Here is a 26,829-nt window from a genome sequence, read left to right as displayed (position 1 = left end):
GCAATCGTTGCTAGTTCGGCAGCACCGCGCCCGTCGCCTGCCAGCGCGCGACGTAACCGGGCAGCTCGTGCATGTCGTCGAATACGTGACGCGCGCCGATGCCGCGCAGCGCGTCGATCTGCGCGGCCGACGCATGCCCGCCGCCGACGAAGCCGAGCACGGTCATGCCGGCTGCGGCCGCCGCGGTGATGCCGGTCACGCTGTCCTCGACGACCAGGCACTGCGCGGGCGCCACCCCAAGCGTGCGCGCGGCCGCGAGATACACGTCCGGCGCCGGCTTCGGCCGCGCGACGGCATCCGCGCAGAACAGCCGGTCGCCGAAGAAGCGCGCGAGGCCCGTGCGCGCGAGCGCCGCCTCGACGTAGGCGCGGTAGCTGTTGCTCGCGCAGGCCGTCGTCAACCGAATCGCGCCGAGCGCCGCGTCGATGCCGTCGACCATCGGCGCATTGACGGCCGCCGCCTCGACCGCGCGGCGGATCGCATCGACGTCGTCCGCCGACAACGTGCGGCCGACGGCGTCGGCCGCGCCTGCCAGCACGCGTTCGATGCGCAGTCCGAGCAGCGGCATCACGGCCGGCCGTGCATCGACGCCCGGCCAGCGCGCATCGAGCTCGCGCACGATCACGTCAGCGGCGACGGCCTCGCTGTCGATCAGCACGCCGTCGCAATCGCAGATCAGCACGTTCGCACCCTGGCCGGCCGCGCTCACTTGACCGCCCCGAACGTGAGCCCGCGCACGAGCTGCTTCTGCGACAGCCAGCCGACGATCAGGATCGGCGCGACCGCGAGCAGCGAAGCGGCGGACAGCTTCGCCCAGAACAGCCCCTCGGGGCTCGAGTACGACGCGATGAACACGGTCAGCGGCGCCGCGTTCGAGCTCGACAGGTTGATGCTCCAGAACGCCTCGTTCCACGACAGGATCACCAGCAGCAGCGCGGTCGACGCAAGCCCGGGCAGCGCCATCGGCATCAGCAGGTAGACGATCTCCTGCCACGTCGATGCACCGTCGATGCGCCCGGCTTCCAGGATATCCTTCGGAATCTCGTTGAAGTACGTGAAGGTCATCCACACCGCGATCGGCAGGTTGATCAGCGTGTAGACGATCACGAGGCCCGACACCGTGTCGAGCAGCCCCGCGTTCTTCCACAGCAGGTAGATCGGCACGAGCACGCCGACCGACGGCATCATCTTCGTCGACAGCATCCACAGCAGCACCTTCTGCGTGCGGTGGTTCGGGAAGAACGCCATCGCATAGGCGGCCGGCACCGCGAACAGCAGCGAGATCACCGTGACGCCCGCCGAGATCAGCACCGAATTCCACGCGAACGAGAAGTAGTTGCTGCGCGCGAACACCTCGCGGAAGCTGTCGAGCGTCGGCATGAAGAACAGCGACGATGCATACGCCTGCTGCTCGGTCTTGAACGCGGTGATCGCCATCCAGAAGATCGGGAAGAACAGCAGCAGCGCGATCAGCCACGCGAGCGCGCCGGGCAGCGCGCGCCGCGCGAGGTCGAACACGGCCGGCACGCGCCGGCCTTCGAAGGTCAGATCGCTCATTTCTCGTACTCTCCCTTCAGGTTGCGCGCGAGCATCCGCACGAGGAAGAACGACACGACGTTCGCGACCACGACGGCGATGATGCCGCCGGCGGACGCGAGGCCGACGTCGAACTGCTGCAGGCCGAGCGCGTAGATCAGGTACGACAGGTTGGTCGTCGCGTCGCCCGGGCCGCCGCCGGTCGTCGTGTAGATCTCCGCGAAGATCGACAGCAGGAAAATCGTCTCCATCATCACGACCACGGCGATCGCGCGCTTCAGGTGCGGCAGCGTGATGTAGAAGAACATCGCGATCGGGCCCGCGCCGTCGATGCGCGCGGCTTCCTTCTGTTCCTGGTCGAGCGACTGGATCGCGGTGAACAGGATCAGGAACGCGAACGGCAGCCATTGCCACGCAACGATCATGATCACCGCGGTGAGCGGGTAATCGGCGAACCAGTCGATCGGCGTCATCCCGAGCGCGCGCATCGCATTCGCGACGAGCCCGTACACCGGGTGCAGGATCATGTTCTTCCAGATCAGCGCGGATACCGTCGGCATCACGAAGAACGGCGCGATCGCGAGCAGCCGCGCGATGCCCTGCCCATAGAACTTGCGATCGAACAGCACGGACATCAGCACGCCGCCGATCACCGTGATCGCGAGTACCGCGCCGATCAGCACGAGCGTGTGCCAGATCGCGGGCAGGAACGACGGATCGGTTGCTAGGAAACGGTAGTTGTCGAGCCCCGCGAAACCCTTCACATCCGGGTTCAGCAGGTTGTAGCGCGAGAACGAATACCAGATCGTCATCGCGAGCGGGATCGACATCCACAGCAGCAGCACCGCGACGGACGGCGACACGAGCCAGCTCGCGCCGCCGCGCGCGCGGCGCGGCGCGCCCGGCGGCGACGACGCGTCGCCGACCGACGGCGCGTGGCTCAGGGGAAGACGCAGGTGACGCATGATCAGGGTCCCTCCGGTTGATGCGCGGGCGCGAACGGCCTGCCCGCCTTTCGGCTTGGGCGCCCGCACCGCACGCGTCGGCGCACGGTGCGGGGCCGCGTTACTTCTTGTAGCCGGCCTGCCGTACCGCGCGGTCGGCGGCGGCCTGCCCGGCGGCGAGCGCCTGGTCGACCGTCATCTGGCCGGCAACCGCACCTGCGATCGACTGGCCGACCACCGTGCCGAACGACTGGAATTCAGGAATCCCGACGTACTGCACGCCCGTGTACGGCACCTTCTTCAGCGACGGGTCGTTCGGGTCGGCCGTCTCGATCGCCTTCAGCACGAAGTCCGAGAACGGCGCGGCAGCCTTGTACTCGGGACGCTGATAGGTCGACGTGCGCGTGCCCGGCGGCACCGACGCCCAGCCCTCGTCCTTGCCGGCCATCTCGATGTACTGCTTCGACGTCGCCCACGCGATGAACTTGCGCGCGGCGTCCTGCTGCTTCGACGTTTTCGGCACGGCCAGCGCCCACGCCCACAGCCAGTGCGAGCCCTTCGGCGTGACGGCGACCGGCGCGGGCGCGAAGCCGATCTTGTCGGCGACCTGCGACTGCTGCTTGTTATAGAGCATCCCGGCCGCGACCGTCGCGTCGATCCACATCGCGCACTTGCCCGACGCGGTCAGCGTCAGGTTCTCGTTGAAGCCGTTCGAGCTCGCTCCCGGCGGGCCGTCCTTCTTCAGCAGGTTCACGTAGAACGTGATCGCCTTCTTCCATTCGGGCGACGTGAGCTGCGCGTTCCAGTTCTCGTCGAACCAGCGCCCGCCGAACGTGTTCACGACCGTCGACACGAACGCCATGTTCTCGCCCCAGCCGGCCTTGCCGCGCAGGCAGATCCCGTAGGTGCCCTTCGACTTGTCGGTGAGCTTGTCCGCGAACTCGGCGATCTGGTCGTAGGTCGGCTGGTCGGGCATCTTCAGCCCCTTCGCCGCGAACAGGTCCTTGCGGTAGAACGTCATCGAGCTTTCGACGTAGAACGGCAGCGCATAGAGCTGGCCGTTGTACGACAGGCTGTCGCGCGCGGTCTTCACGATGTCGTTGAGGTCGTAGTCGGCTGGCAGGCCCGTGATCGGCGCGAGCCAGCCGCGCTTGCCCCACTGCGGCGTCTCGTAGGTGCCGATCGCCATCACGTCGAACTGGCCGCTGCCGGTCGTGATGTCGGTCGTCGCGCGCTGGCGCAGCACGTTTTCCTCGAGGATCACCCAGTTCAGCTTGATGTCGGGGTTCGCCTTCTCGAACGCCGGCGACAGCTTCTTCAGCTCGATCATGTCGGGGTTGTTCAGCGTCGCGATCGTCAGCGTGCCCGCGGACGCGGCGCAGGCGGCCGTCGCGAGCGCGGCTCCGGCGAAGCAGCGTGCGGCGGCGTCGAGCATCTTTCGTTGCATGGCATGTCTCCTGTGTTGTTCGAAGTGTCGTCGGTCCTGCGTTTCCTTCGCGGCCCGTCAAGCCGGCCGCTGCATTCCGCACGCGCGCGCATAGTGCGCGATCACGTCGCGTATCCGGTGGCGCACCCACGCGCGCGGCTCCTTCGCGAGCCCGCCCGCGCGGCACGCCGCGTAGACATCCGGCAGCCACTGCGCGACGAGCGTCTCGGGCACCGGCTGCCGCGCGAGGTTGCCGAACAGTTGCTCGACCGCGGCCGCAACGGCCGGCTGCAGCCAGTAGTAGCGAATGCGGTCGCTGTAGCTGAACTGGCGCGCGAGCCGCTGCTCGGTTTCGTCGCCGCGGTAGTACGGTGCCCAGTGCTCGGGCTGCGCGCGCATCGCGGCATCGACGACGTCGCGCAACCGCGATCGCTGCGCGACGTCGTCGATCAGCGCATCCTCGATGAATGTCAGCGCGAACAGCGCCTCGCGCAGCGCGAACGTCAGCGCGGGGCCGACCTTCAGCACCGCGAAGTGGTCGCGCACGAGCGCGGCAAGCGCACCCTCGGTCTGGTAATCGGTCGAATGCGCCTCGAACACGAGGCGCGGTGTCTGCAGGATACTCGCGCCGAGCGACGCGGCCTTCGCGCTGTCGTAGTCGAGCACGTGGCGATCGTCGAAGTCGACGCCCGGCTGCGCGACGATCGCGACGACGCGCGTCCATGCATCGTCGAGCCCGGCCGCCGCGAACGCGCTGCGGTGCGCGTCGAGCGTCGCGGCGATGCTGTCGCTGCGCGTGACCGCGATCTGCGCGATCGCCGTGTCGCCCGCATCGCCCGGATTGCCGCTGACTTCGCCGCCCGGGGTCGGCACCTCGGTGCCGATCACGTAGACGGGCGCGACACCGGCGCGCGCCGCCGCGTCTTCCGCCACGCGGCAGAGTTCGGCCGCGCGCGCGGCGATCGTGCGGTCGTCGAGCCGCGCCGGATCGTCCGCGCACGCCATGCTCGCATCGAGGTGGATCTTTTCGAAACCGGCTTCGACATACGCGGCGACCATCGCGCCGGCCTCGCGCATCGCGTCGGCCGCGCGGCGGTGCCGCCACGGGTTCGGGCCGAGATGGTCGCCGCCGAGCACGAGCGCCGACGGCGCGAGCCCGCAGCGCGCGGCGATCGCGTCGACGTCGCGACGGAAATCGGCGGGCGTCATGCCCGTATAGCCGCCGAGATGGTTCACCTGGTTGCAGGTCGCCTCGATCAGGAGCGGCGAGCCGTCCGCGCGCGCGGCTTCGCACGCGGCCTCCAGCACGAGCCGGTGCGCGCTGCAGATCGAATAGATGCCGCGCTGCGCGTCCGCGCGGTTCGCATCGAAGATCATCCGCAGCACGGCGTCCGCGTGCGCGGTGCGCGAGCGTTCCGCGACGGTCGTCAGGCCGGACATGCGACACCTCGTTCGGTCAGGAAACGGTCGATCTCGGCCACGCTGCTGTTGCCTTCCATCGGGCCGCGCCGCGTGACCGCGATCGCGCCGGCCGCGTTCGCACGGCGCAGCGCGACCTCGATCGGCACGCCCGCGACGAGGCTTGCGACCAGCGTGCCGCCGAAGCAGTCGCCGGCGCCGGTCGGGTCGATTTCGTCGACCTGAAAAGCCGGCGCGTCGACACGGCTCGCGCGGTCGAACGCGACGCTGCCTGCCGAGCCGCGCTTCAGCACGACACGCTCGAGCAGCGGATGCGTCGCGAGCAGGCCCGCGATCGCGCGCTCGGCCGGCTGCGGCCCGCAGAAGAACGGCAGGTCGGCCTCGCTCGGCAGGAACAGGTGGCACGCGGCGAGCATCTCGTCGAGCGCCGCGCGCATCGGGCGGAAGCTCAGCATCTCCGGGCGCACGTTCGGATCGAACGACACCTTCGCGCCGGCGCGCGCGGCCTCGATCACGCCGCGCTGGACCGCCGCGATCGCCGATTCGCTCGTCAGCGACGAACCCATCACATGGAAATAACGGCAGCCGTCGAACATGGCCGTGTCGACGTCGGAGGCATCGACGCACGCGGCCGCGCTGGTGGAGAGACTGAAGACGAAGCTGCGCGAGCCGTCGTCGCGATACGCGACGAACGCGGTGCCGGTCGGGCGCGCGACGCGGCGGATGCGCGCGACATCGACGCCGTCGCGTTCGAGCCGCGCGACGATCGCGTCGCCGAACGCGTCGCGACCGACGCAGCCCGCATACGCGACGCGCGCGCCGAGCCGCGCGGCCTGATCGGCAAAGATCGCGGGCGCGCCGCTCGGGAACGGCCCGGCGAACAGGCCCGGCGTGTCGAAACCCTGGCCGCGCTCGGCGGCGACGAATTCGGCGAGCAGCTCGCCGGCGACGACGATCGCGGCCATCAGGCGTGCCCTCCTCGTTCGACGGCGGCCGCGGCGTGCGGCGATGCCGCGTCGTCGCAGGCCGGCCGGCAGGTTGCGCGTGCGAGCGGCGCCATGTCAGCTCATCCAGTTGCCGCCGTCGACGTTCAGCGTCTGGGCGGTGATGTAGTCGGCATCGGCCGACGCGAGGAACAGCGCGGCGCCCGTCAGGTCGCCCGGCACGCCCATGCGGCCGAGCGGCACGGCTTCACCGACGAGCCGCTTCTTCTCGCCGAGCGGCCGGTTCTCGTAGCGCGCGAACAGCGCGTCGACCTGCTCCCACATCGGCGTGTCGACGACGCCCGGCGCAATGCCGTTCACGTTGATCCGGTGCGGCGCGAGCGCGAGCGCGGCCGACTGCGTGTAGCTGATCACCGCGGCCTTGGTCGCGCAGTAGTGCGAAACGAGTGCCTCGCCGCGCCGGCCGGCCTGCGACGACATGTTGACGATCTTGCCGCCGCGCCCCTGCTCGACCATCCGCTGCGCGACGGCCTGCATCAGGAAGAACAGCCCTTTCACGTTGACCGCGAACAGCCGGTCGAACACGTCCCACGATTCGTCGAGGATCGGGCGCATGTCGAACAGCGCCGCGTTGTTGAACAGGATGTCGACGCCGCCGAAGCGCTCGACCGCGGTGGCGACGATCCGCTCGATGTCGTCGCGGCGCGTGACGTCGGCGGTGACGGCCACCGCGCGGCCGGGATTCGCGTCGATGAGCCGCGCGAGCGAGCCGCCTGCCGGCTTCACGTCGACGAGCACGCAGCGCGCGCCCTCGTCCAGATAGCGTTGCGCGACCGCCTCGCCGATGCCGCTTGCGGCGCCAGTCAGGATCGCGACCTTGTCTTCCAGTCTCACTGGTTGTCTCCGGTTCGTTCTGCTGCACGACGGTCACGATGTGAGCTAACGCTCGCTGACCGATCAATTGCTCTGTTGTTGATCGAATCATCGGATACGCGATACGCGCTGTCAAGGCGACGTGACGGCTTTCTATGACGCGCTGCGGCACAACGGCGCACGGCAACGGCCGGCAGCGCACGCCCGGCAAGGCGCGGCACGCGCGGTGCGGTGCGGCCGGATCGGCGATGAAGGGGACGGAGCGTGGACTGGATAGGGAATTCGCGCTGCACTGCGCGACGATACGTTATATCATCGCCGTACTCTGTTTCACTGCCTGCTTCACGCCATGGCTACCTCATCGTCCATTGACGCCCGGCTGTCCCGGGCCGACGCATTCGCCGCCGAGCACGGGCTCGCGTGGACGCCGCTGCGCCGCCAGGTCTACGAACGCGTGCTGGCCGCACAGCGCCCGATCGGCGCGTACGACCTGCTCGCCGAGCTCGAACCGCAGCGCGGCCGCGTGCCGCCCACGACCGTCTATCGCGCGCTGGATTTCCTCGTCGAGCACGGCTTCATCCACCGGATCGAATCGAAGAACGCATTCTTCGCGTGCTGCGAGATCGGCGTGCCGCACGAAGGCCAGTTCCTGATCTGCGATTCGTGCGGCGACACCGTCGAGATCCCCGGCGGCGACCTCGCGAAGCAGTTGTCCGCGAGCGAGCCGGCGCACGGTTTCGAAGTCCACCACCAGGTCGTCGAGCTGAGCGGCCTGTGCGGGCACTGCAAGCGCAAGCCCGCGCAACGCTGACGCCGCATCGCGCGGCGCATGCGCCGCCCCATCCAACGAGGAGTTCCATGTCCATTGCCCTGAAGCGCGCGCCGCGGCGCGCCCTGTCGCCTGTCCGCTGGCTTGCCGCCGCTGCCGCCGCGCTGTCGCTCGCGGCACCCGCGTTCGCGCAGGCCGCGACCGTCAACGTCGTCGCCGCCGAGAACTTCTATGGCGATGTCGTGTCGCAGATCGGCGGCCGCCACGTCGCGGTCACGAGCATCCTCAGCAATCCCGACCAGGATCCGCACCTGTTCGAAGCGAGCCCGAAGACCGCCCGCGCGCTCCAGCACGCGCAGGTCGTGATCTACAACGGCGCCGACTACGATCCGTGGATGGGCAAGCTGCTCGGCGCGTCGAAGCAGGCGAAGCGCACGACGATCGTCGTCGCCGATCTCGTCGGCAAGAAGACCGGTGACAACCCGCACCTGTGGTACGACCCGGCGACGATGCCGGCCGCCGCGCGCGCGATCGCGGCCGAGCTCGGCCGTGCCGACCCGGCGAACCAGGCCGACTACGACGCGAACCTGCAGAAGTTCGTCGCGTCGCTGAAGCCCGTCGACGACAAGGTCGCCGCGCTGCGCGCACAGTACAAGGGCGTGCCGGTGACGGCCACCGAGCCCGTGTTCGGCTACATGTCCGACGCGATCGGCCTCGACATGCGCAACCAGCGCTTCCAGCTCGCGACGATGAACAACACCGAAGCGAGCGCGCAGGACGTCGCCGCGTTCGAGAACGACCTGCGCAAGAAGCAGGTGCGCGTGCTGATCTATAACAGCCAGGCTGAAGAACCGATGACCAAGCGGATGCTGAAGATTGCGCGCGACGGCGGCGTGCCGACCGTCAGCGTCACCGAGACGCAGCCGGCCGGCAAGACCTTCCAGCAATGGATGGCCGGCCAGCTCGATGCACTCTCCGCCGCGCTTTCGGCCGCCAGGAAATAAACGACCGCAACGAAATGACCGCCACTCCCCACGCACTCGCAGTCGATCGCGTCACGCTCGAACTGGGCGGACGCACGATCCTGCGCGACGTCAGCTTCTCGATCGAACCCGGCGAATTCGTCGGCGTGCTCGGGCCGAACGGCGCGGGCAAGACGACGCTGATGCGCGCGGTGCTCGGCCTCGTCCCCGTCTCGGCCGGCACGCTGTCCGTCGGCGGCGTGCCGGTCGTGCGCGGCAACGCGTCGATCGGCTACATGCCGCAGATCAGGAGCGGCCTCGCGAACCGCCGGATGCGCGGCTACGACTTCGTCGCGATGGCCGCCGACGGCCACCGCTGGGGGTTGCCGCACACGAACGCGGCGACGCGCCGCGAGGTCGACCGCGTGCTCGACCTCGTCGGCGGCCCGGCGCTCGCGCGCCGGCCGCTGTCGGAACTGTCGGGCGGCGAGCGGCAACGCCTGCTGCTCGCGCAATGCCTGCTCGGCAACCCGAAGCTGCTGCTGCTCGACGAGCCGCTGATCAGCCTCGATCCGAACCACCAGCGCGGCGTGGTCGAACTCGTGCGCAACGTGCAGCGCGAGCTCGGCATCACCGTGCTGTTCTCCGCGCACGAACTGAATCCGCTGCTGAACGCGCTCGACCGCGTGCTGTATCTCGGCAACGGCGTCGCGGCGCTCGGCACCGTCGACGAGGTGATCACGAAGCCCGTGCTGTCGCGGCTCTACGGGTCGCCGATCGACGTGATGCGCGTGAACGGCAAGATCTTCGTGATGTCGGGCGACGTCGAGATCGAGAAGCACGACCACGAACACGAGGACGACGACGGCCACTCGCACGGCGGCGGCGGCGGACACGGCCATCACCACCACGGACACGCTCATCCCGGGCATTCGCACGATGTTTGAATACGACTTCATGATCAACGCCTTCGCGGCGTCGGGCATCGTCGCGGTGCTCGCGGGCATCGTCGGCTACTTCCTGGTGCTGCGCGGGCAGACCTTCGCCGGCCATGCGCTGTCGCACGTCGGCTTCACCGGCGCGACGGGCGCGGTACTGCTCGGCATCTCGCCGATCTGGGGGATGGTCGGCTTCACGCTCGCGGCCGGGATCGGGATGGGCGCGCTCGGCGAACGGCTCGCGGGCCGCGACGTCGCGATCGGCGTGATCCTGTCGGGCGCGCTCGGCTTCGGCCTGCTGTTCCTGCATTTCTATACGTCGTTCGCGACGCAGGTCACCGCGCTGCTGTTCGGCAACGTGCTCGCGGTCAGCCACGACACGCTCGCGGTGCTGGCGGGCATCGGCGCGGTGAGCCTCGTCGCGCTCGCGCTGATCGCGCGGCCGCTGCTGTTCGCGTCGCTGCAGCCCGAACTGGCCGAAGCCAAGGGCGTGTCGCTGCGCACGGTGTCGATGCTGTTCCTCGCGGTGTGCGCGCTCGCGGTGGCCGCCGCGACGCAGATCGTCGGCGTGCTGCTCGTGTTCACGTTGCTGGTCGGGCCGGCCGCGGCCGCGCAGAACGTGTCGACGCGGCTGTCGACGGGCGTGCTGCTCGCCGCGCTGTTCGCGCTGTTCGAGGCGTGGGCCGGTATCGTGCTCGCGTATCACACCGACTGGCCGACGAGCTTCTGGATCACCGCGCTGTCGGCGCTCGTGTACGGCGCGAGCCTGTTGCAGCGCCACTGATCGCCGATCGACGGATCGCCGCCCGACGGATCGCCGCCCGACGAAAATGAAAACGCCGGCGTGCCCGAGGGCAGCGCCGGCGTTTTTTCATGCGTCCGCCATCGCGTGCAGCGATGCGTGCGTTATCGGCCTTCCTTCCCGCTCATCGTGCGAGCACGTGCGCGTGATGGGCGATGTGATCGGCGATGAACGTCGAGATGAAGTAGTACCCGTGGTCGTAGCCCGGATGGCGGCGCAGCGTCAGCGGCTGGCCGGCCTTCGCGCACGCGGCTTCGAACACGTCGGGGTTCAACTGGTTCGCGAGGAATTGATCGGCGAGGCCCTGGTCGACCAGGATGCCGTCCGCGAACTTCGGCGCATCGGCGCGCGCGACGAGTTCGCTCGCGTCGTGCGCCTTCCACGCGTCGCGATCGTCGCCGAGGTAACCCGAGAACGCCCTCTCGCCCCACGGGCAGCGCGTCGGTGCGGCGATCGGCGCGAACGCCGACACCGACCGGTACAGGCCGGGATGGCGCAGCGCGAGCGTCAGCGCGCCGTGCCCGCCCATCGAGTGCCCGAAGATCCCGAGCCGCGCGCCGTCGATCGGCAGCTCGGCCGCGACGCGTTCGCGCAGCTCGCCCGTCACGTACGACTCCATCCGGTAGTGCGTGGCCCACGGCGCTTCGGTCGCATCGACGTAGAAGCCCGCGCCGACGCCGAAGTCCCACCCATCGGTCTCGCCCGGCACGCCCGCGCCGCGCGGGCTCGTATCGGGCATCACGAGCGCGATGCCGTGCTGCGCCGCGTATTGCTGCGCGCCGGCCTTGATCGCGAACGTCTCGTCGGTGCAGGTCAGCCCCGCGAGGTAGAACAGCGCCGGCACGCGGCCGTGCGCAGCCTGCGGCGGCAGGTACACCGAGAACTTCATCGGCAGGCCGATCGCCGCCGAATCGTGACGGTAGAAGCGCTGCTCGCCGCCGTGGCATGCATGCGAAGAAACGAGTTCGAGCATGACGGTACGCTCCCGGTCAGTACAGCACGACCGAGCGGATCGATTCGCCCTGCTTCATCAGGTCGAAGCCTTCGTTGATCCGCTCGAGCGGCAGCGTGTGCGTGATCAGGTCGTCGATGTTGATCTTGCCTTCCATGTACCAGTCGACGATCTTCGGCACGTCGGTGCGGCCGCGCGCGCCGCCGAACGCCGAACCCTTCCACTCGCGCCCCGTGACCAACTGGAACGGGCGCGTGCTGATTTCCTCGCCGGCCGCGGCAACGCCGATGATGAACGACTGGCCCCAGCCCTTGTGCGTGCACTCGAGCGCCTGGCGCATCAGCTTCACGTTGCCGACGCATTCGAACGAGTAATCGGCGCCGCCGTCGGTCAGCTGCACGATGTGGTCGACGACGTTCTCGACTTCGTTCGGGTTGATGAAGTGCGTCATCCCGAACTTCTTCGCGAGCTCGACGCGCTTCGGGTTGATGTCGACGCCGATGATCTTGTCCGCGCCGACCATCTTCGCGCCCTGGATCACGTTCAGGCCGATCCCGCCGAGGCCGAATACGACGACGTTCGCACCGGCCTCGACCTTCGCCGAGTAGACGACCGCGCCGACGCCGGTCGTCACGCCGCAGCCGATGTAGCAGATCTTGTCGAACGGCGCGTCCTCGCGCACCTTCGCGACCGCGATCTCCGGCACGACGATGTAGTTCGAGAACGTCGACGTACCCATGTAATGGAACAGCGGCTTGCCGTCGAGCGAGAAGCGCGACGTCGCGTCGGGCATCAGGCCCTTGCCCTGCGTTGCGCGGATCTTCTGGCACAGGTTGGTCTTGCGCGACAGGCAGAACTTGCACTCGCGGCATTCGGGCGTGTAGAGCGGAATCACGTGATCGCCCTTCCTCACGGTGCCGACGCCGGGGCCGACGTCGACCACCACGCCCGCGCCTTCATGGCCGAGGATCGCCGGGAAGATCCCTTCCGGATCGGCACCCGACAGCGTGTAGTAGTCGGTGTGGCAGATGCCCGTCGCCTTCACTTCGATCAGCACTTCGCCTGCGCGCGGCCCTTCGAGATCGACTTCCTCGATCGTCAGCGGTGCGCCCGCCTTCCATGCAATCGCGGCTTTCGTTTTCATCCTGTCACTCCTGTCTGTCTATTAGGTTGCCCCGGGGTGGCGCTGCAGCGCTTTCCGGTCCCATGCTTCGCACCGGGCCCCATTCAAATCTGTCGAAACCATGCCGCGCGACCTCGCACGCGACACGGCAACAGCATCTCGTGCTCGCCATGATGGCCGGTCCCGCCGCGCATCGCGTGCGGGAATCGGTCGCCGGCTTGCCACGATGCGTCATCGCTGACGCAAAAGAACAAGTGTCCGAGTTTAAACGCCCGTCGTGAACCATGCATCCGTGCGCGCATACAGATCGACGAAGCGTGCGTGGCGCGCGGCCAGCAGGCGGTCGTCGCGCGGCGCGGCGACCGGCGACGCGGCCGGTGCAAGCGCGTGCAACGCGTCTTCGCGCCAGTGCCCGATCGCGACGCCCGCGAGCAGCGCCGCGCCGCGCGTCGCGGCGTTCGGGCAGTCGATCGCATGCAGCGACGCGCCGAGCGCATCGGCGAGCAACTGGCGCCAGCGCGGATCGACCGAGCCGCCGCCCGCGAGACGCAGCATCGTCACCGGGTCGCGACGATCCGTATCGCGGATCGCATCGAGCCCCGCGCGCAACGCGAACGCGACGCCTTCGAACGCGGCGCGCATCATCGCGCCGCGCGTGTCGCCGAGCCCGAGGCCGAGCCAGCCGCCGCGCGCATCGGGGTTCATCCACGGCGAACGCTCGCCGGTCAGGTAGGGCAGGAAACACAACCGCTCGGCTGCCGGCTGCGCGAACGCATCGTCATACGCATCCGCCCATCGCGCATAGCCGAGCCAGCCGCGCACGGCTTCGAGCGCGAGCCCGACGTTCTGCATCGCGGCCATCGTGTAATAGCCGCCGACGGCCGCCGCGCGATAGCGATGCAGCCCGCGCCGCGCGGGCGGCAGCGCATCCGCGAGCACGACGATCTGGCCGCCGCTGCCCGTCGTCAGCAGCGCGTCGCCGGCCGCGGCGAGCCCGCTGCCGAGCGCCGCGCATGCGGTGTCGGCCGCGCCCGTCGCCAGCGGCACGCCGGCCGGCAGCCCGAGCGCCGCGGCCGCGTGCGCGCCGAGCACGCCGCAGCGCGCGGTCGACGCATGGACCGGCGCGAACCGGTCGGCCGGCAGGCCAAGTGCGTCGATCAATGCCGTATCCCATGCGCCGTCGGGCGTCGCGAGCGCAGTCGCGCACGCATCGCTCGGATCGGCCGCGACGTCGCCGCCGAGCGCGATGCGCAACCAGTCCTTCGGCTGCACGGCCCAGCGCGCGGCGCGCAGCGCATCGGGTTCGTGCGCGGCCAGCCAGCGCAACAGCGGGCCCGCCATGCCCGGCGCGACGGGATTCGGTGCGACGGGCAATCCGGCGGCGGGCGCTCCCGCGACGGGCCAGCCGGCCGCGTCCGCTTCGCGCACCGCGCGCGTATCGGGCCACAGCAGCGCGGGCCGCACCGGCTGCCCGGCCGCATCGATCAGCACGACGCCATGCATCTGGCCCGAGAAGCCGATCGCCGCGACCTGCGCGCGCTCGCCGGCCGGCAGCCGCGCGGCCGCGCGCATAAGCGCCTGCCACCACGCGTCGGGCGCGATCTCGGCCCAGCCGGGCTGCGGCGACGACAACGCATAGGGTTCGCTCGCGACCGCGCGCTCGACGCCGTCGGCATCGAGCGTGACGAGTTTGACGGAGCCGGTGCCGAGGTCGATTCCGAGCAGGCGCATGACGGGAGGATGAATTCGTAGGGACGGATGCCGATGATAACGGGATCGCGATGTGCGCCCCGGCTTTTGCGGTCGGTGCAGCGCCATGCGATGCAGGGAAGCGTCGGTCGGCGGCCGGGTTCCACCGGGCTGCACCTTGCGCGCAAAAGCGGCCGTTCGCGGGTTAACCCGGCACGATTTTTCCACACCCTTTTTTGCCACTATGCGGGCACCGCGATACACACCATAAACCGGCCGATATTTGACACGGGGGCCGGCGCTATTTTGAAGGGCTATAAAACCGGGGAACCTCACTCCTGCGGCAGTTTCCCGATGATCGACACCCTGCTCCATGCCGGATTGGCATATCGAACCAGCAAAGAACGGAATAGTACCCAGCGCTCTTGTTGCGTGGATTCATTCCGAATAACTTCGTATCACCCCGAAAACAAGATCATGGAGTGAGACAGATGCAATCGAACACGGTCCATCCGTGCGATGAGGTGCTGCCGACCGGCAAGCTGGTAACGCTTGGCCTGCAACACGTCCTCGTCATGTACGCCGGCGCTGTCGCCGTGCCGCTTATCGTTGGCGGCGCGCTCAAGCTGCCTAAAGACCAGATCGCGTTCCTGATCAGCGCCGATCTGTTTTCGTGCGGCATCGCGACGCTGATCCAGACGCTGGGCCTGTGGATCTTCGGGATCCGCCTGCCCGTCATCATGGGCTGCACGTTCGCGGCAGTCGGCCCGATGATCGCGATCGGCACGAACCCCGGCCTCGGCATTCTCGACATCTTCGGCTCGACCATCGCGGCCGGCATCATCGGCATCGTGCTGGCGCCGATGATCGGCAAGCTGTTGCGGTTCTTCCCGCCGGTGGTGGTCGGCACCGTGATTGCAGTGATCGGGCTGTCGCTGATGGAGGTCGGCATCAACTGGGCCGCCGGCGGCGTCGGCAACCCCGAATACGGCAGCCCCGTCTATCTCGGCCTGTCGCTGCTCGTGCTCACGCTGATCCTGCTGATCAACAAGTTCGGCCGCGGCTTCATCGCGAACATCTCGGTGCTGCTCGGCATCGTCGCCGGCTTCGCGATCGCGTTCGCGATCGGCCGCGTGAACACGGAAGGCGTGTCGCTCGCGCCGTGGGTCGGCTTCGTGATGCCGTTCCACTTCGGCTGGCCGCACTTCGACCCGCTGTCGATCGCAACGATGGTCACGGTGATGTTCGTCACGTTCATCGAATCGACCGGCATGTTCCTCGCGGTCGGCGACATGGTCGATCGTCCGGTCAACCAGGAGCGCCTCGTGCGCGGCCTGCGCGTCGACGGCCTCGGCACGCTGATCGGCGGCATCTTCAACTCGTTCCCGCATACGTCGTTCTCGCAGAACGTCGGACTGATCGGCGTGACGGGCGTGAAGAGCCGGTTCGTGTGCGCGACGGGCGGCGTGATCCTCGTGATGCTCGGCCTGTTCCCGAAGATGGCGCAGGTCGTCGCGTCGGTGCCGCCGTTCGTGCTCGGCGGCGCAGGCATCGTGATGTTCGGGATGGTGGCCGCGAACGGCATCAAGGTGCTGTCGAAGGTCGACTTCGTGAACAACAGCCACAACCTGTTCATCGTCGCCGTGAGCGTCGGCATGGGCCTCGTGCCGGTCGTGTCGCCGCACTTCTTCTCGAAGCTGCCGCCCGCGCTCGCACCGATCCTGCACAGCGGCATCCTGCTGGCCTCGGTAACGTCGGTGATCCTGAACATCGTGTTCAACGGCGTGAAAGGCGAAAAGGATGCGCGCTGCGACATCCGCCGCGCCGGACACGACTTCGACGGGCGTCCCGCCGACGTGCACCACTGATCGCCCCGCGCCGGACGACGGCGCAACGCGGTAACGGAAAACGCCACGGCATGCCGTGGCGTTTTGCTTGGCGGGCGTCGGACGACGCGCGGCTCAGGCGATCGCTCACGGATCGGGAACGCTGGTCGCAGGCAGTGGCGGCGCGGGATGCCGATTGGCCGCACGGGTCGGCGTAACCGGAATGACCGGCGTAACCGAAGTCCGCTGCAGCCAGCGTCACGCCAGCGGCCCCCACTCCACGCGATTCGACATCACAAAACGACGACGCCACGGACTTTCGTCCGTGGCGTCGTCGTTTCCGCATACCGCCGGATCGACGGACAGGAGCGGTCGCCCGCCCCCGCCCTGCTTCGCTTACCCGTTCGTTGCCGCTGCCGACGCGGGCGCCGGGGCGGCCGCCTTGTCGTAGTCGACCGGCGCATCCGGCGCGCGCGGCGTCTCGCCGGCCCGCTGAACCCAGCCGCCGCCCAGTGCGCGGTACAGCGTGACGAGGTTCGTCCAGCGTGCCAGACGCGCATTGATCAGCGTCTGCTGCGCCGTGTACAGGTCCGTCTGCGCGGTCAGCACCGACAGGTAGCTGTCGACGCCGTTCTTGTAACGCAGGTCCGACAGGTCGAAGCGGCGCTGCTGCGCGTGCTCGTTGCGCTCGAGCGCGGCGATCTGCTGGTCGTACGTGCCGCGTGCGGCCAGCCCGTCCGACACTTCGCGGAATGCCGACTGGATCGCCTTCTCGTAGTTCGCGATCTCGATGCGCTTCTGCACGTGCGCGAGATCGAGATTGGCGATGTTCGAACCGCCCTCGAAGATCGGCAGCGCAATACTCGGCGCAAACGACCACGCCGCCGTACCGGCCTTGAACAGGCCGCCGAGCGTCGGGCTCGCGGTGCCGAACGCCGCCGTCAGCGAGATCTTCGGGAAGAACGCCGCGCGTGCCGCGCCGATGTTCGCGTTCGCGGCCAGCAGCGTCTCCTCGGCCTGCATCACGTCCGGACGACGCGTCAGCAGGTCCGACGGCAACCCGGCCGGTACGTCCGTCAGCAGGTTCTGCGCGTCGAGCGGCATGCCCGGCGGCAGGTCGTCCGGCAGCGGCTCGCCGATCAGCAGCACCAGCGCGTTCAGCGCCTGTGCACGCGCACGCGCCTGCGCCTGCTGGTTCGCGAGCGCCGTCTCGACGACCGTCTGCGCCTGACGCAGCTCGAGCTCGGAGCCCGTGCCGTTGTCGAACTGCAGCTTCGTCAGGTCGTACGACGCCTGCGCGGTCTTCAGCGTGTTCTCCGTGACCTGCAGCAGGTCGTCGGTCGACAGCAGCGTCAGGTACTGGTCAGCCACCTGCGACACCAGCGAGATTTCCTGCGCCTGCCGCGCGTACGCGGTCGACAGGTACTGCGCGAGCGCCTGGTCCTTCAGGCTCTGCACGCGGCCGAACAGGTCGAGCTCCCAGGACGCGGAAAGCCCGACGTTGTAGCTGCGCGTGATCAACGGCGCCTGCGTCGTCGACACGCCGGCCGGGAAACGCTGGATGCTGCCCGTACCCGTGGCATCGAGCGTCGGGAACAGGCCCGCGCGCGTGATCTGGTACTGCGCGCGCGCCGCCTCGATGTTCAGCACCGACACGCGCAGGTCGCGGTTGTTCTTCAGCGCGATCTCGATCAGCCGCTGCAGGCGCGGATCGACGAAGAATTCGCGCCAGCCGATGGCGGTCGCCGCCTGGCCGTTCGCGCTGCGCGCGCCGGCAGCGCCCGGCTGCGTCGCATAGACGCCGCCGGCCGGGTACGCCTGTGCGACGGGTGCGTCGGGCCGCTTGTAATGCGGCGCCATCGTGCAGCCCGTGGCAAAGAGCGCGACCGCGATTGCAGTCAAAGCGTGTTTTTGCATCATCACTGCCCCTTCTTCTCGTCGTCGCCGTGGCCGCCCTTCTCCGCCTCGTGCATGTGATCCTGCGCAAGACGCAGCGCCTCGTCGACATCTTCCTTCTCGCCGCTGAAGATCGCGCGAATCTTCACGAAGAACATCGGGATCATGAAGATCGCGAGGAACGTTGCCGTGATCATCCCGCCGATCACGCCCGTACCGATCGCGTGCTGGCTCGCCGAACCCGCGCCGTTGCTGATCGCGAGCGGCATCACGCCGAGAATGAACGCGAGCGACGTCATCAGGATCGGACGCAGCCGCAGGCGCGCCGCTTCCAGCGCGGCCTCGATCGGCCCCATCTTCTCCGACTCCTGCAGCTCGCGCGCAAACTCGACGATCAGGATCGCGTTCTTCGCGGACAAGCCCACGGTGGTCAGCAGGCCGACCTGGAAGAACACGTCGTTCTCGAGGCCGCGCATCGTCGCCGCGAGCAGTGCACCGATCACGCCGAGCGGCACGACCATGATCACCGAGAACGGGATCGACCAGCTTTCATACAGCGCCGCGAGACACAGGAACACGACGAGGATCGAGATCGCGTACAGGATCGGCGCCTGCGAACCGGACTGGATTTCCTGGAACGACAGGCCGGTCCACGAATAGCCGATACCGACCGGCAGCTTCTTCGCGAGCCCTTCCATCGCGGTCATCGCCTGACCGGTCGACTTGCCCGGTGCCGCCTGACCCTGGATTTCCATCGCCGAGACACCGTTATAGCGCTCGAGCTTCGGCGAACCGTACGTCCAGTGACCGGTCGCGAACGCGCTGAACGGCACCATCCCGCCCGACCCGTTGCGCACGTACCAGATGTTCATGTCGTCCGGCGTCATCCGGAACGGCGCGTCGGCCTGCACATAGACCTTCTTGATCCGGCCGTCGGTGTCGAGGAAGTTGTTCACGTACTTCGACGCCCATGCGATCGAGAACGTCTGGTCGATCGCATCCGCCGTCACGCCGAGCGCATTCGCCTTCTCGCGGTCGATGTCGACCTTGTACTGCGGCGTGTCGTTCAGGCCGTTCGGGCGCACGCCCTGCAGCGTCGGATCCTTCGCGGCCATCCCGAGCAACTGGTTACGCGCGGCCATCAGCGCGTCGTGGCCGAGACCGGCGTTGTCCGTCAGCTCGAAGTCGAAGCCGGCGGCCGTACCGAGTTCAGGAATCGACGGCGGGTTGAACGGGATCACGATCGCGTCCTTGTAGCCCGCGTAGCGCCCGAACATCCGGCCGATCAGTGCCTGTACCTTCTGGTTCGCATGCTGACGCTGCGAGTAGTCCTTCAGGCGCACGAACACGAGACCGGAGTTCTGGCCGCGACCCGCGAAGCTGAAGCCGTTGACCGTGAACGCCGATTCGACGATTTCCTTCTCGTCCTTCAGCAGGTAGTCGGAAATGTTCGCGAGCGTCTTCGCGGTCGTTTCCTGCGTCGAACCCGACGGCGTCTGCACGATCACGAACATCAGGCCCTGGTCTTCATCGGGCAGGAACGACTTCGGCAGGCGCACGAACAGCAGGCCGACCGCGACGATCACGACCAGGTAGATGATGAGCCAGCGGCCCGAACGCTTGATCACGTGGTGCACGCCGACGTGGTACTTGTCGCGGCTGTTGTTGAACGTGCGGTTGAACCAGCCGAAGAAGCCCTTCTTCTCTTCGTGATGCCCTTGCGGGATCGGCTTCAGGATCGTCGCGCACAGTGCCGGCGTCAGAATCAACGCGACGAGCACCGACAGCACCATCGCCGACACGATCGTCAGCGAGAACTGGCGATAGATCGCGCCGACCGACCCGCCGGAGAACGCGACCGGCACGAACACCGCCGACAGCACGAGCGCCACGCCGACGAGTGCGCCGGTGATCTGGCCCATCGCCTTGCGGGTTGCCTCCTTCGGTGACAGGCCCTCTTCCGCCATCACGCGCTCGACGTTCTCCACCACCACGATCGCATCGTCGACCAGCAGGCCGATCGCGAGCACGAGGCCGAACATCGACAGCGTGTTGATCGAGAAGCCCACCAGCGACATGATCGCGAACGTGCCGAGCAGCACGACCGGCACCGCGATCGTCGGGATGATCGTCGCCCGCAGGTTCTGCAGGAACAGATACATCACGAGGAACACCAGCACGATACCTTCGAGCAGCGTTTTGACCACTTCCTCGATCGACAGCTTCACGAACGGCGTCGTGTCGTACGGATACTTCACGACGAGGCCGTGCGGGAAGAACGGTGCCAGCTCGTCGATCTTCGCGCGCACGGCCTTCGCGGTCGCGAGCGCGTTTGCGTTGGTCGCGAGCTGGATACCGAGTGCCGCGGTCGGCTGACCGTTGTACTTCGTGTCGAAGTTGTAGTTTTCACCGCCGAGGCCGATCTGCGCGACGTCCTTCAGGCGCACCTGCGAGCCGTCCTGGTTGACCTTCAGCAGGATGTTGCCGAACTGCTCGGGCGTCTGCAGCAGCGTCGATTCGGTGATCGTCGCCTGCAGCATCGTGCCCGGCTTCGCCGGCGTGCCGCCGATCTGGCCGCCCGCGATCTGCACGTTCTGCGCGGTGATCGCGGAACTCACGTCGACCGGCGTGAGGCCGTAGTTCGTCAGGCGGTTCGGGTCGAGCCAGATCCGCATCGCGTACTGCGAGCCGAACAGCGTGACGGTACCGACGCCGTTCAACCGGCTGATCGGATCCTTCACGTGCGACGCCACGAAGTTCGCGAGGTCGTACTTGTTCATGCTGCCGTCTTCGGAGTTGAAGGCGAGCACCAGCAGGAAGCTGCTGCTCGACTTCGTCACCGACAGGCCGAGCTGCTGCACGACCTGCGGCAGAACCGGCGTCGCGAGCGACAGCTTGTTCTGGACCTGAACCTGCGCGATGTCGGCGTTGGTGCCCGGCGCGAACGTCAGCGTGATCGTTGCGTTGCCCGAGTCGTCACTCGTCGACGACATGTACAGGAAGTTGTCGAGACCGCTCATCTGCTGCTCGATCACCTGCGTCACCGTGTCTTCCACCGTCTTCGCGGAAGCGCCCGGGTAGTTCGCGGTGATCTGGATCGATGGCGGCGCGATCGTCGGATACTGCGAGATCGGCAGCGTGAAGATCGCCGCAACCCCGGCCAGCATCAGGATGATGGCGATCACCCACGCGAAGATCGGGCGATCGATAAAAAACTTTGCCATGAAACAGGCTCCCTGTTATTGCGCGCTCGAAGCAGCGGCAGCACTCGCCGGCGCGGCGCCCGATGCGGCGGCACCGGAAGCGGCAGCGGCGCCGGAACCGGCGGCAGCCGGTGCGGCGGTTGCGGCGGCGGTGCCCGATGCGGCATCGGCCGCCTGCGCGAGCTGCGCCGGCACCGACTTCACGGTCGCACCCGGGCGCACCTTCTCGCCGCCCTGCACGATCACGTGATCGCCCGCTTCCAGACCGCCTTCGACGATCCAGTTCTGGCCCTGCATGCCCGTCGTCTTCAGCGGACGCGGCTCGACCTTGTTGCCGGCGTTCACCACCATCGCGATCGCCTGGCCCTTCTGGTCATGCGTGACGCCGATCTGCGGCACCAGGAACGCGTTCTCGTTCACACCTTCCTCGATCCGCGCGCGCACGAACATCCCCGGCAGCAGCACCCTGCCCGGGTTCGGGAAGACCGCACGGATCGTCACCGAGCCGGTGGCCTGGTCGACCGTCACGTCCGAGAACTGCAGCTTGCCCGGCTCCGCATAGGTCTTGCCGTCCTCGAGGATCAGCGACACCTTCGCCGCGCCCGGGCCGGTCGTCTTCAGGCGGCCGCTCTGCACGTCCTGGCGCAGCTTCAGGCCTTCGAGGCTCGATTGCGTGAGGTCCACGTACACGGGGTCGAGCTGCTGCACGGTCGACATCAGCGTCGCCTGGCTCGCCTGCACGTACGCGCCCGGCGTCACTTGCGAAATGCCGACACGGCCCGTGATCGGCGAAACCACGTCGGTGTAGCCGAGGTTGATCTGCGCGGTATCGACCGCCGCCTTGCCGGACGCGACGTCCGCCGCGGCCTGCCCTTGCGTGGCCACCGCGTTGTCGTAATCCTGCTTGCTGACCGCGTTCGCGGCCACCAGCACCTTGTAGCGCGCGACCAGCGCGTTCTGCGTGACGAGGTTCGCCTGCGCCTTCGCGAGCGTCGCCTTCGCGCTGTTCAGCGCGGCGATATACGGCGCCGGATCGATCTTGTAGAGACGCTGGCCGGCCTTGACGTCGGTGCCTTCGGTGAATTCGCGGCGCAGCACGATGCCGTCGACCCGCGCGCGGACCTGCGCGACGAGGAACGCGCTGGTGCGACCCGGCAGCTCGCTGAAGACCGGTACGGCTTGCGGCTGGACGGTGACGACGCCGACTTCAGGCGTTTGCGGCGGCGGTGCCGATTCTTTTTTTCCGCATGCAGCCAGGAAAACCGCGGCTGCCGCGACAGTGATCAAGCGGTATGGAACCCGTTCGACGCGCATGGAGCGACCTCTGTGTGTAACCAATGGAATAAGTGCAGCACCCGACGGGAGCGCAACACGGATGCGCCTCGCGGCGCAGATCGAACACCTGAATTGCTGGACTGCTGGATACAGCACGTCGGCACGAAACCTCCATGCCGACGGGATGCCGCGAACTGCGGACTGTTACTTTGGCGGGAATCAGCAGAGTGGGATATTAACTGATTGCCACTTGGGTCATTCGATCGTAGGGTGGTATTGTATATACATTCATGAATGTATGTAAAAAGCCCGTTTGTGCCACGCCGGGTGTCCAGTCTTACGAATTATTACCAGTCGCGAGCATAGCCAATCCGCATGATGGCGACGAGGGTTGCCGACCCTATATTCACCTACGATAGATCCAATCAGGCCTGCACATGGTCAGACGTACCAAGGAGGAGGCGCTCGAGACGCGCAACAGCATTCTCGATGCCGCCGAACACGTGTTCTTCGAGAAGGGCGTGTCGCACACGTCGCTCGCGGACATCGCCCAGCACGCCGGCGTCACGCGCGGCGCGATCTACTGGCATTTCGCGAACAAGAGCGAGCTGTTCGACGCGATGTTCGACCGCGTGTTTCTGCCGATCGACGAGCTGAAGCGGATGCCGCTCGACGCGCCGGGCGGCAATCCGCTCGAGAAGATCCGCAAGATCCTGATCTGGTGCCTGCTTGGCGTGCAGCGCGACTCGCAGTTGCGGCGCGTGTTCAGCATCCTGTTCATGAAGTGCGAGTACGTCGCGGACATGGAGCCGCTGCTGCAGCGCAATCGCGCCGGGATGAGCGAGGCACTGCACGCGATCGACGCCGATCTCGCGGTGGCCGTCCGGCAGAAGCGGCTGCCCGATCGGCTCGACACCTGGCGCGCGACCCTGATGCTGCACACGCTCGTCAGCGGTTTCGTGCGCGACATGCTGATGCTGCCCGACGAGATCGACGCCGAGCAGCATGCGGAAAAGCTCGTCGACGGCTGCTTCGACATGCTGCGCTACAGCCCGGCGATGCTGAAGGAAGGCGACTGACGGCGCGGCGGTTGCACGCGCGCCGTTTCATTTTCATCGATTGCCGAGCCGGGCCCCGGGCCCCCGGCCGCATGGCGGCCGCGGCAACGCCCCGCCCCCGTCTCTCCGACCCACTCAGGCCGCCTTCGCGCGATGCGCGCGGGCCCGCCGGTTCGACGCGGCCACCGAATCGCGCTTCGGCATCGGCGCGCCGGCCAGCCCCTCGATCCACGCGTCGGTCGACATCACGGCCGCGAAATTCGACTGGAACACCACCGTGTACGCGCGGTGAATCTCTTCGGCGCTCGCCGCGCCCGCTTCGTTCTCGTACGGCAACGCGCCCGTCGCATCGTCCAGGTACTCGACATTCAGCCCCGCGTGCGCCGCGTGATAGACCGTCGACGCATTGCAGTTGTGCGTCATGTAGCCGGCCACCGCGAGCGTGTCGATCCCGTGCGCGTCGAGCCATGCGGCCAGATCGGTCCCGGCAAACGCGCTCGCCTGCGCCTTCTCGATCAGGTGCGCATACGGCCGGCCGGCGACGACCGCGTGCAGCGCAACGCCGTCGGTGCCGGGCGCGAAGATCGGCGCGCCGGCCGGCGCGACGTGCTGGACGACGATCACGGGCACGCGGGCCGCATGCGCGGCGTCGATCGCTCGGCCGATGTTCGCGAGCGACACGTCGACCGGCGGATATTCGATCGGCAGGTTGCCCGTCACGTATTCGTTCTGGACGTCGATCACGATCAGCGCACGGCGGGCAGCGGGCAGCGGGCAGCGGGCAGCGGGATGAGAAGTGGAAAGCGGGACGGCGTTCGACATGACAGGCTCCTGTCCTGAGGCGCGGCCCCGCCCCGGAACGGGACGGCCAGCGGCGCGATGCGATGCATTGTCGGGCTGCATCGCCCATGCAGATAGTGGCCGGATTACCATTCTTCGATAAAATCGGGCCACTTCCATTCCGGAGCCCGCCATGTTCGCCGTCGCGTCACCCGCCTCGCCCGCCCCGACCGTCGTCGCCGTGATCGCCTACGACGGCATCAGCCCGTTCCACCTGTCGGTGCCGTCCGTCGTGTTCGGCAAGGAACGCGACGCGGCCGCGTCGCCCGCGTTCGAGTTCCGCGTCTGCTCGGCCGAGCGCGGCCCGCTCGCGACGACGGGCGGCTTCACGATCACCGCGCCGTACGGGCTCGACGCACTCGACGACGCGGACATCGTCATCGTGCCGGCCTGGCGCGACCCGGACGAAGCGCCGCCCGACGAACTGCTCGACGCCGTGCGCGCGGTCGCCGCCCGCGGCGCGCAGCTCGTCGGGCTGTGCCTCGGCGCCTACGTACTCGCCGCGGCCGGCCTGCTCGACGGCCGCCCGGCCACGACGCACTGGGCGTGGGCCGACGATTTCGCGCAACGCTTTCCGCGCGTGAAGCTCGATCCCGACGTGCTGTACGTGGACGACGGCAACCTGATGACGTCGGCCGGCACGGCCGCGGGGCTCGACTGCTGCCTGCACGTCGTGCGGCGGCGCTTCGGCTCGGACGCCGCGAACCGGATCGCACGCCGCCTCGTGATCCCGCCGCACCGCCAGGGCGGGCAGGCCCAGTACGTGCCGCAGCCCGTCGCCGCGCACCCGCGCGATGCGCGGCTCGCGGGCCTGCTCGACTGGGTGCGCGCGCACCTCGACGACGCGCACAGCGTCGATTCGCTTGCCGAACGCGTGCTGATGAGCCGGCGCACGTTCACCCGCCACTTCCGCCAGGCGACGGGCACGACCGTCACCGCGTGGCTGCAGGCCGAGCGGCTCGCGCGCGCGCAGCATCTGCTGGAAACCACCGGACAATCGATCGACGCGATCGCACAGGCGGCCGGCTACGGGTCGAGCGTGTCGCTGCGCCAGCATTTCGCGGGCGCGCTCGGCACGTCGCCGTCTGCGTATCGAAGGGAATTCCGCGGCGCCGGAGCCGGTGCCGATGCGGGGCAGTAACGCCCGCCGCGCGGGAAGCGGGCGGGCCGTGAAGCGAAACCGGCGGTGTTCGGCCGCTCGGCCGCTCAGCCGCCGTTGATCCAGCGCGCCGCATAAAGCAGCAGCGCGACGAACACGATCATCGCCGCCCATGCCCAGACAGGCACCGGGCCGGAACTGCGATGATGCAGCGCGCCGGCGGCACGCCCGGTCAGCGCGCCGCCGAGGTGCGGCGGCAGCGGGCGCTTCGTCGCGGCCAACAGCGATGCCGGCCGCAGGAATACGTGCTGGCGCCGCTGCGCGGCCGGGTTCGCACGATTCGGCGCGAGACCGTGCTTCGCCTGCACGACCGCGCAGAACTCGCGGAAGAAATCGTCGGTCCACTCGCGCAGCGCGTTCTCGATCTGCCGCGCCGGCAACTCGGCGAGCGGCCCGCTTGCCGTCGCCCAGACCACGTACTCGATGCACGTGGCGTTCGCGTCGTCATCGGGCAGCAGCACGAGTTCGACCTGGCCGCGCAGCGCGCCCAGGCCATCGGCCCGCGCCTTGAAATTGATCACGCGGCGCGGCTGCCCTTCCGCGTCGCCCTGCTCGCCGGCCGCACGCGCACGCACGTCGTAGCGCGCACGCAGCGGGCCGAGCGGCACCGTGATCGTCAGCGCGAACTCGCCGTGCGCGAGCTTCACGAACGATTCGCAATGGTCGAAGCTCGCCCGCAGCAATGCGGGATCCTCGAAGGCCTCCCGCACGACAGGCGGCGCGAGCGGGACGCGTAACGTGTCGTTCAGTTCCATGGTGCCTCCCCGATGAACGCGCGCCGCATCAGGACGTCTCGACGAGACTGTCGATCCGTGCGGCATCGAAGGCGACGTAGTGCGCGAGCGCAGCCGCCGCCTCCTTCGGTTCCTCGTAACTCCATGCGGCGTTCTCGATCACGCCGTCTTCCGTCTGCAAATCGAAATGCACGGCCTGTCCCCTGAACGGGCAGGCCGTCGTGACGCCCGATTTCACGAGCCTGCGCATGTTGACGTCGCCGCGCGGCAGGTAATGAGTGTCCGGCTGCCCGGCTTCGCGCACGGTCAGCGCGCCGTGCGAATCGGCGTAGGTGATGCCGCGATGGATCACCCGCACGCGATGGCGGTTCGGCACGATTTCGGGACGAGGGTCGGCAGCATCGGACATCGTTTCTCCTTCGGGCGGCCCGGCTGGCACACCGGGCGCAGGAAACGAAAAA

23 protein-coding genes are annotated in these 26,829 nt (G+C 68.2%); 7 read left to right on the top strand and 16 right to left on the bottom strand.

What is annotated here, in order from left to right; all coding sequences use genetic code 11:
* Nucleotides 1–10: 10 nt before the first annotated feature.
* The 7 genes from JYG32_RS17605 to JYG32_RS17575 all read right to left on the bottom strand — a co-directional run bounded on the left by JYG32_RS17605 (nt 11) and on the right by JYG32_RS17575 (nt 7,163).
* On the bottom strand, nt 11–709 hold the full coding sequence (locus JYG32_RS17605) for an HAD family hydrolase (protein ID WP_213264226.1): 699 nt from the start codon (nt 707–709) through the stop codon (nt 11–13).
* Nucleotides 706–1,557, bottom strand: a complete 852-nt coding sequence (locus JYG32_RS17600) for a carbohydrate ABC transporter permease (protein WP_213264225.1) — start codon at nt 1,555–1,557, stop codon at nt 706–708. The genes JYG32_RS17605 and JYG32_RS17600 overlap by 4 nt, the downstream gene beginning before the upstream one ends.
* Entirely contained in the window at nt 1,554–2,501 is a 948-nt protein-coding gene (locus JYG32_RS17595) for a carbohydrate ABC transporter permease (protein WP_213264224.1), read from the bottom strand. Before JYG32_RS17595 ends, JYG32_RS17600 begins: the two co-directional genes overlap by 4 nt.
* A 100-nt stretch (nt 2,502–2,601) precedes the next feature.
* Nucleotides 2,602–3,927 carry an ABC transporter substrate-binding protein gene (locus JYG32_RS17590; protein ID WP_213264223.1) on the bottom strand — a complete coding sequence of 442 codons (1,326 nt, stop codon included), beginning with the start codon at nt 3,925–3,927 and terminating at the stop codon, nt 2,602–2,604.
* A gap of 57 nt (nt 3,928–3,984) precedes the next feature.
* Nucleotides 3,985–5,346 carry a D-tagatose-bisphosphate aldolase, class II, non-catalytic subunit gene (locus JYG32_RS17585; RefSeq protein WP_213264222.1) on the bottom strand — a complete coding sequence of 454 codons (1,362 nt, stop codon included), beginning with the start codon at nt 5,344–5,346 and terminating at the stop codon, nt 3,985–3,987.
* Nucleotides 5,334–6,290, bottom strand: coding sequence for a sugar kinase (locus JYG32_RS17580; RefSeq protein WP_174384170.1), 957 nt, complete (start codon nt 6,288–6,290; stop codon nt 5,334–5,336). The genes JYG32_RS17585 and JYG32_RS17580 overlap by 13 nt, the downstream gene beginning before the upstream one ends.
* A 96-nt stretch (nt 6,291–6,386) precedes the next feature.
* Entirely contained in the window at nt 6,387–7,163 is a 777-nt protein-coding gene (locus JYG32_RS17575) for an L-iditol 2-dehydrogenase (protein WP_213264221.1), read from the bottom strand.
* 328 nt (nt 7,164–7,491) lie between these two features.
* Here JYG32_RS17575 and JYG32_RS17570 point away from each other — a divergent pair, with 328 nt between their 5' ends.
* Genes JYG32_RS17570 through JYG32_RS17555 form a run of 4 tightly spaced genes read left to right on the top strand, consistent with a single transcriptional unit; the run spans nt 7,492 to nt 10,595 of the window.
* Nucleotides 7,492–7,953, top strand: coding sequence for a Fur family transcriptional regulator (locus tag JYG32_RS17570; RefSeq protein WP_011546084.1), 462 nt, complete (start codon nt 7,492–7,494; stop codon nt 7,951–7,953).
* 47 nt (nt 7,954–8,000) lie between these two features.
* On the top strand, nt 8,001–8,915 hold the full coding sequence (locus tag JYG32_RS17565) for a metal ABC transporter solute-binding protein (RefSeq protein ID WP_213264220.1): 915 nt from the start codon (nt 8,001–8,003) through the stop codon (nt 8,913–8,915).
* 14 nt (nt 8,916–8,929) lie between these two features.
* Entirely contained in the window at nt 8,930–9,820 is an 891-nt protein-coding gene (locus JYG32_RS17560) for an ABC transporter ATP-binding protein (protein WP_213264219.1), read from the top strand.
* Nucleotides 9,813–10,595: a metal ABC transporter permease gene (locus JYG32_RS17555; protein WP_213264218.1), complete on the top strand. Its 783-nt coding sequence runs from the start codon at nt 9,813–9,815 to the stop codon at nt 10,593–10,595. The genes JYG32_RS17560 and JYG32_RS17555 overlap by 8 nt, the downstream gene beginning before the upstream one ends.
* A gap of 142 nt (nt 10,596–10,737) precedes the next feature.
* Here JYG32_RS17555 and fghA read toward each other — a convergent pair whose 3' ends face one another.
* The 3 genes from fghA to JYG32_RS17540 all read right to left on the bottom strand — a co-directional run bounded on the left by fghA (nt 10,738) and on the right by JYG32_RS17540 (nt 14,419).
* Nucleotides 10,738–11,586, bottom strand: coding sequence for an S-formylglutathione hydrolase (gene fghA, locus JYG32_RS17550; protein ID WP_213264217.1), 849 nt, complete (start codon nt 11,584–11,586; stop codon nt 10,738–10,740).
* 16 nt (nt 11,587–11,602) lie between these two features.
* Nucleotides 11,603–12,709, bottom strand: a complete 1,107-nt coding sequence (locus tag JYG32_RS17545; protein WP_034178897.1) for an S-(hydroxymethyl)glutathione dehydrogenase/class III alcohol dehydrogenase — start codon at nt 12,707–12,709, stop codon at nt 11,603–11,605.
* Between the two features lie 243 nt (nt 12,710–12,952).
* A complete protein-coding gene (locus JYG32_RS17540; RefSeq protein WP_213264216.1) occupies nt 12,953–14,419 on the bottom strand; it encodes a xylulokinase in 1,467 nt (488 codons plus the stop codon).
* Between the two features lie 449 nt (nt 14,420–14,868).
* Between JYG32_RS17540 and JYG32_RS17535 the strand changes: the two genes are divergently transcribed.
* The gene (locus JYG32_RS17535; RefSeq protein ID WP_174383997.1) at nt 14,869–16,245 is read left to right on the top strand and encodes a nucleobase:cation symporter-2 family protein; all 1,377 of its coding nucleotides are present in this window, start codon (nt 14,869–14,871) and stop codon (nt 16,243–16,245) included.
* Nucleotides 16,246–16,599: 354 nt separating this feature from the next.
* Here JYG32_RS17535 and JYG32_RS17530 read toward each other — a convergent pair whose 3' ends face one another.
* Genes JYG32_RS17530 through JYG32_RS17520 form a run of 3 tightly spaced genes read right to left on the bottom strand, consistent with a single transcriptional unit; the run spans nt 16,600 to nt 22,616 of the window.
* Complete coding sequence (locus JYG32_RS17530; protein ID WP_174383996.1) at nt 16,600–18,123, bottom strand: efflux transporter outer membrane subunit; 1,524 nt, start codon at nt 18,121–18,123, stop codon at nt 16,600–16,602.
* Nucleotides 18,123–21,323 (bottom strand): efflux RND transporter permease BpeB, encoded by a 3,201-nt coding sequence (gene bpeB / locus JYG32_RS17525; RefSeq protein WP_174383995.1) that lies wholly within the window; start codon nt 21,321–21,323, stop codon nt 18,123–18,125. Before bpeB ends, JYG32_RS17530 begins: the two co-directional genes overlap by 1 nt.
* A 15-nt stretch (nt 21,324–21,338) precedes the next feature.
* On the bottom strand, nt 21,339–22,616 hold the full coding sequence (locus JYG32_RS17520; RefSeq protein WP_213264215.1) for an efflux RND transporter periplasmic adaptor subunit: 1,278 nt from the start codon (nt 22,614–22,616) through the stop codon (nt 21,339–21,341).
* A 398-nt stretch (nt 22,617–23,014) separates the two neighbouring features.
* On the opposite strand from JYG32_RS17520, the gene JYG32_RS17515 reads away from it, so the two are divergent.
* Nucleotides 23,015–23,656 carry a TetR family transcriptional regulator gene (locus JYG32_RS17515; protein WP_174383993.1) on the top strand — a complete coding sequence of 214 codons (642 nt, stop codon included), beginning with the start codon at nt 23,015–23,017 and terminating at the stop codon, nt 23,654–23,656.
* 114 nt (nt 23,657–23,770) lie between these two features.
* Here the strand turns inward: JYG32_RS17515 and JYG32_RS17510 are convergent, their stop codons facing one another.
* The gene (locus JYG32_RS17510) at nt 23,771–24,457 is read right to left on the bottom strand and encodes a cysteine hydrolase family protein (protein WP_213264214.1); all 687 of its coding nucleotides are present in this window, start codon (nt 24,455–24,457) and stop codon (nt 23,771–23,773) included.
* A gap of 151 nt (nt 24,458–24,608) precedes the next feature.
* Here JYG32_RS17510 and JYG32_RS17505 point away from each other — a divergent pair, with 151 nt between their 5' ends.
* Entirely contained in the window at nt 24,609–25,616 is a 1,008-nt protein-coding gene (locus tag JYG32_RS17505) for a helix-turn-helix domain-containing protein (RefSeq protein ID WP_213264213.1), read from the top strand.
* A 65-nt stretch (nt 25,617–25,681) separates the two neighbouring features.
* On the opposite strand, the gene JYG32_RS17500 is transcribed toward JYG32_RS17505, so the two are convergent.
* Both JYG32_RS17500 and JYG32_RS17495 read right to left on the bottom strand, forming a co-directional pair.
* Complete coding sequence (locus JYG32_RS17500; RefSeq protein ID WP_174384405.1) at nt 25,682–26,389, bottom strand: CoxG family protein; 708 nt, start codon at nt 26,387–26,389, stop codon at nt 25,682–25,684.
* Nucleotides 26,390–26,417: 28 nt separating this feature from the next.
* Nucleotides 26,418–26,777 carry a DUF427 domain-containing protein gene (locus JYG32_RS17495; protein WP_174384404.1) on the bottom strand — a complete coding sequence of 120 codons (360 nt, stop codon included), beginning with the start codon at nt 26,775–26,777 and terminating at the stop codon, nt 26,418–26,420.
* Between the last annotated feature and the right edge of the window lie 52 nt (nt 26,778–26,829).

The organism is Burkholderia pyrrocinia, from assembly GCF_018417535.1.
Taxonomy (GTDB): Bacteria; Pseudomonadota; Gammaproteobacteria; order Burkholderiales; family Burkholderiaceae; genus Burkholderia; species Burkholderia pyrrocinia_E.
The sequence above is the reverse complement of the archived record's forward strand: the minus strand, read 5'-3'. Positions and strand labels throughout refer to the sequence as shown.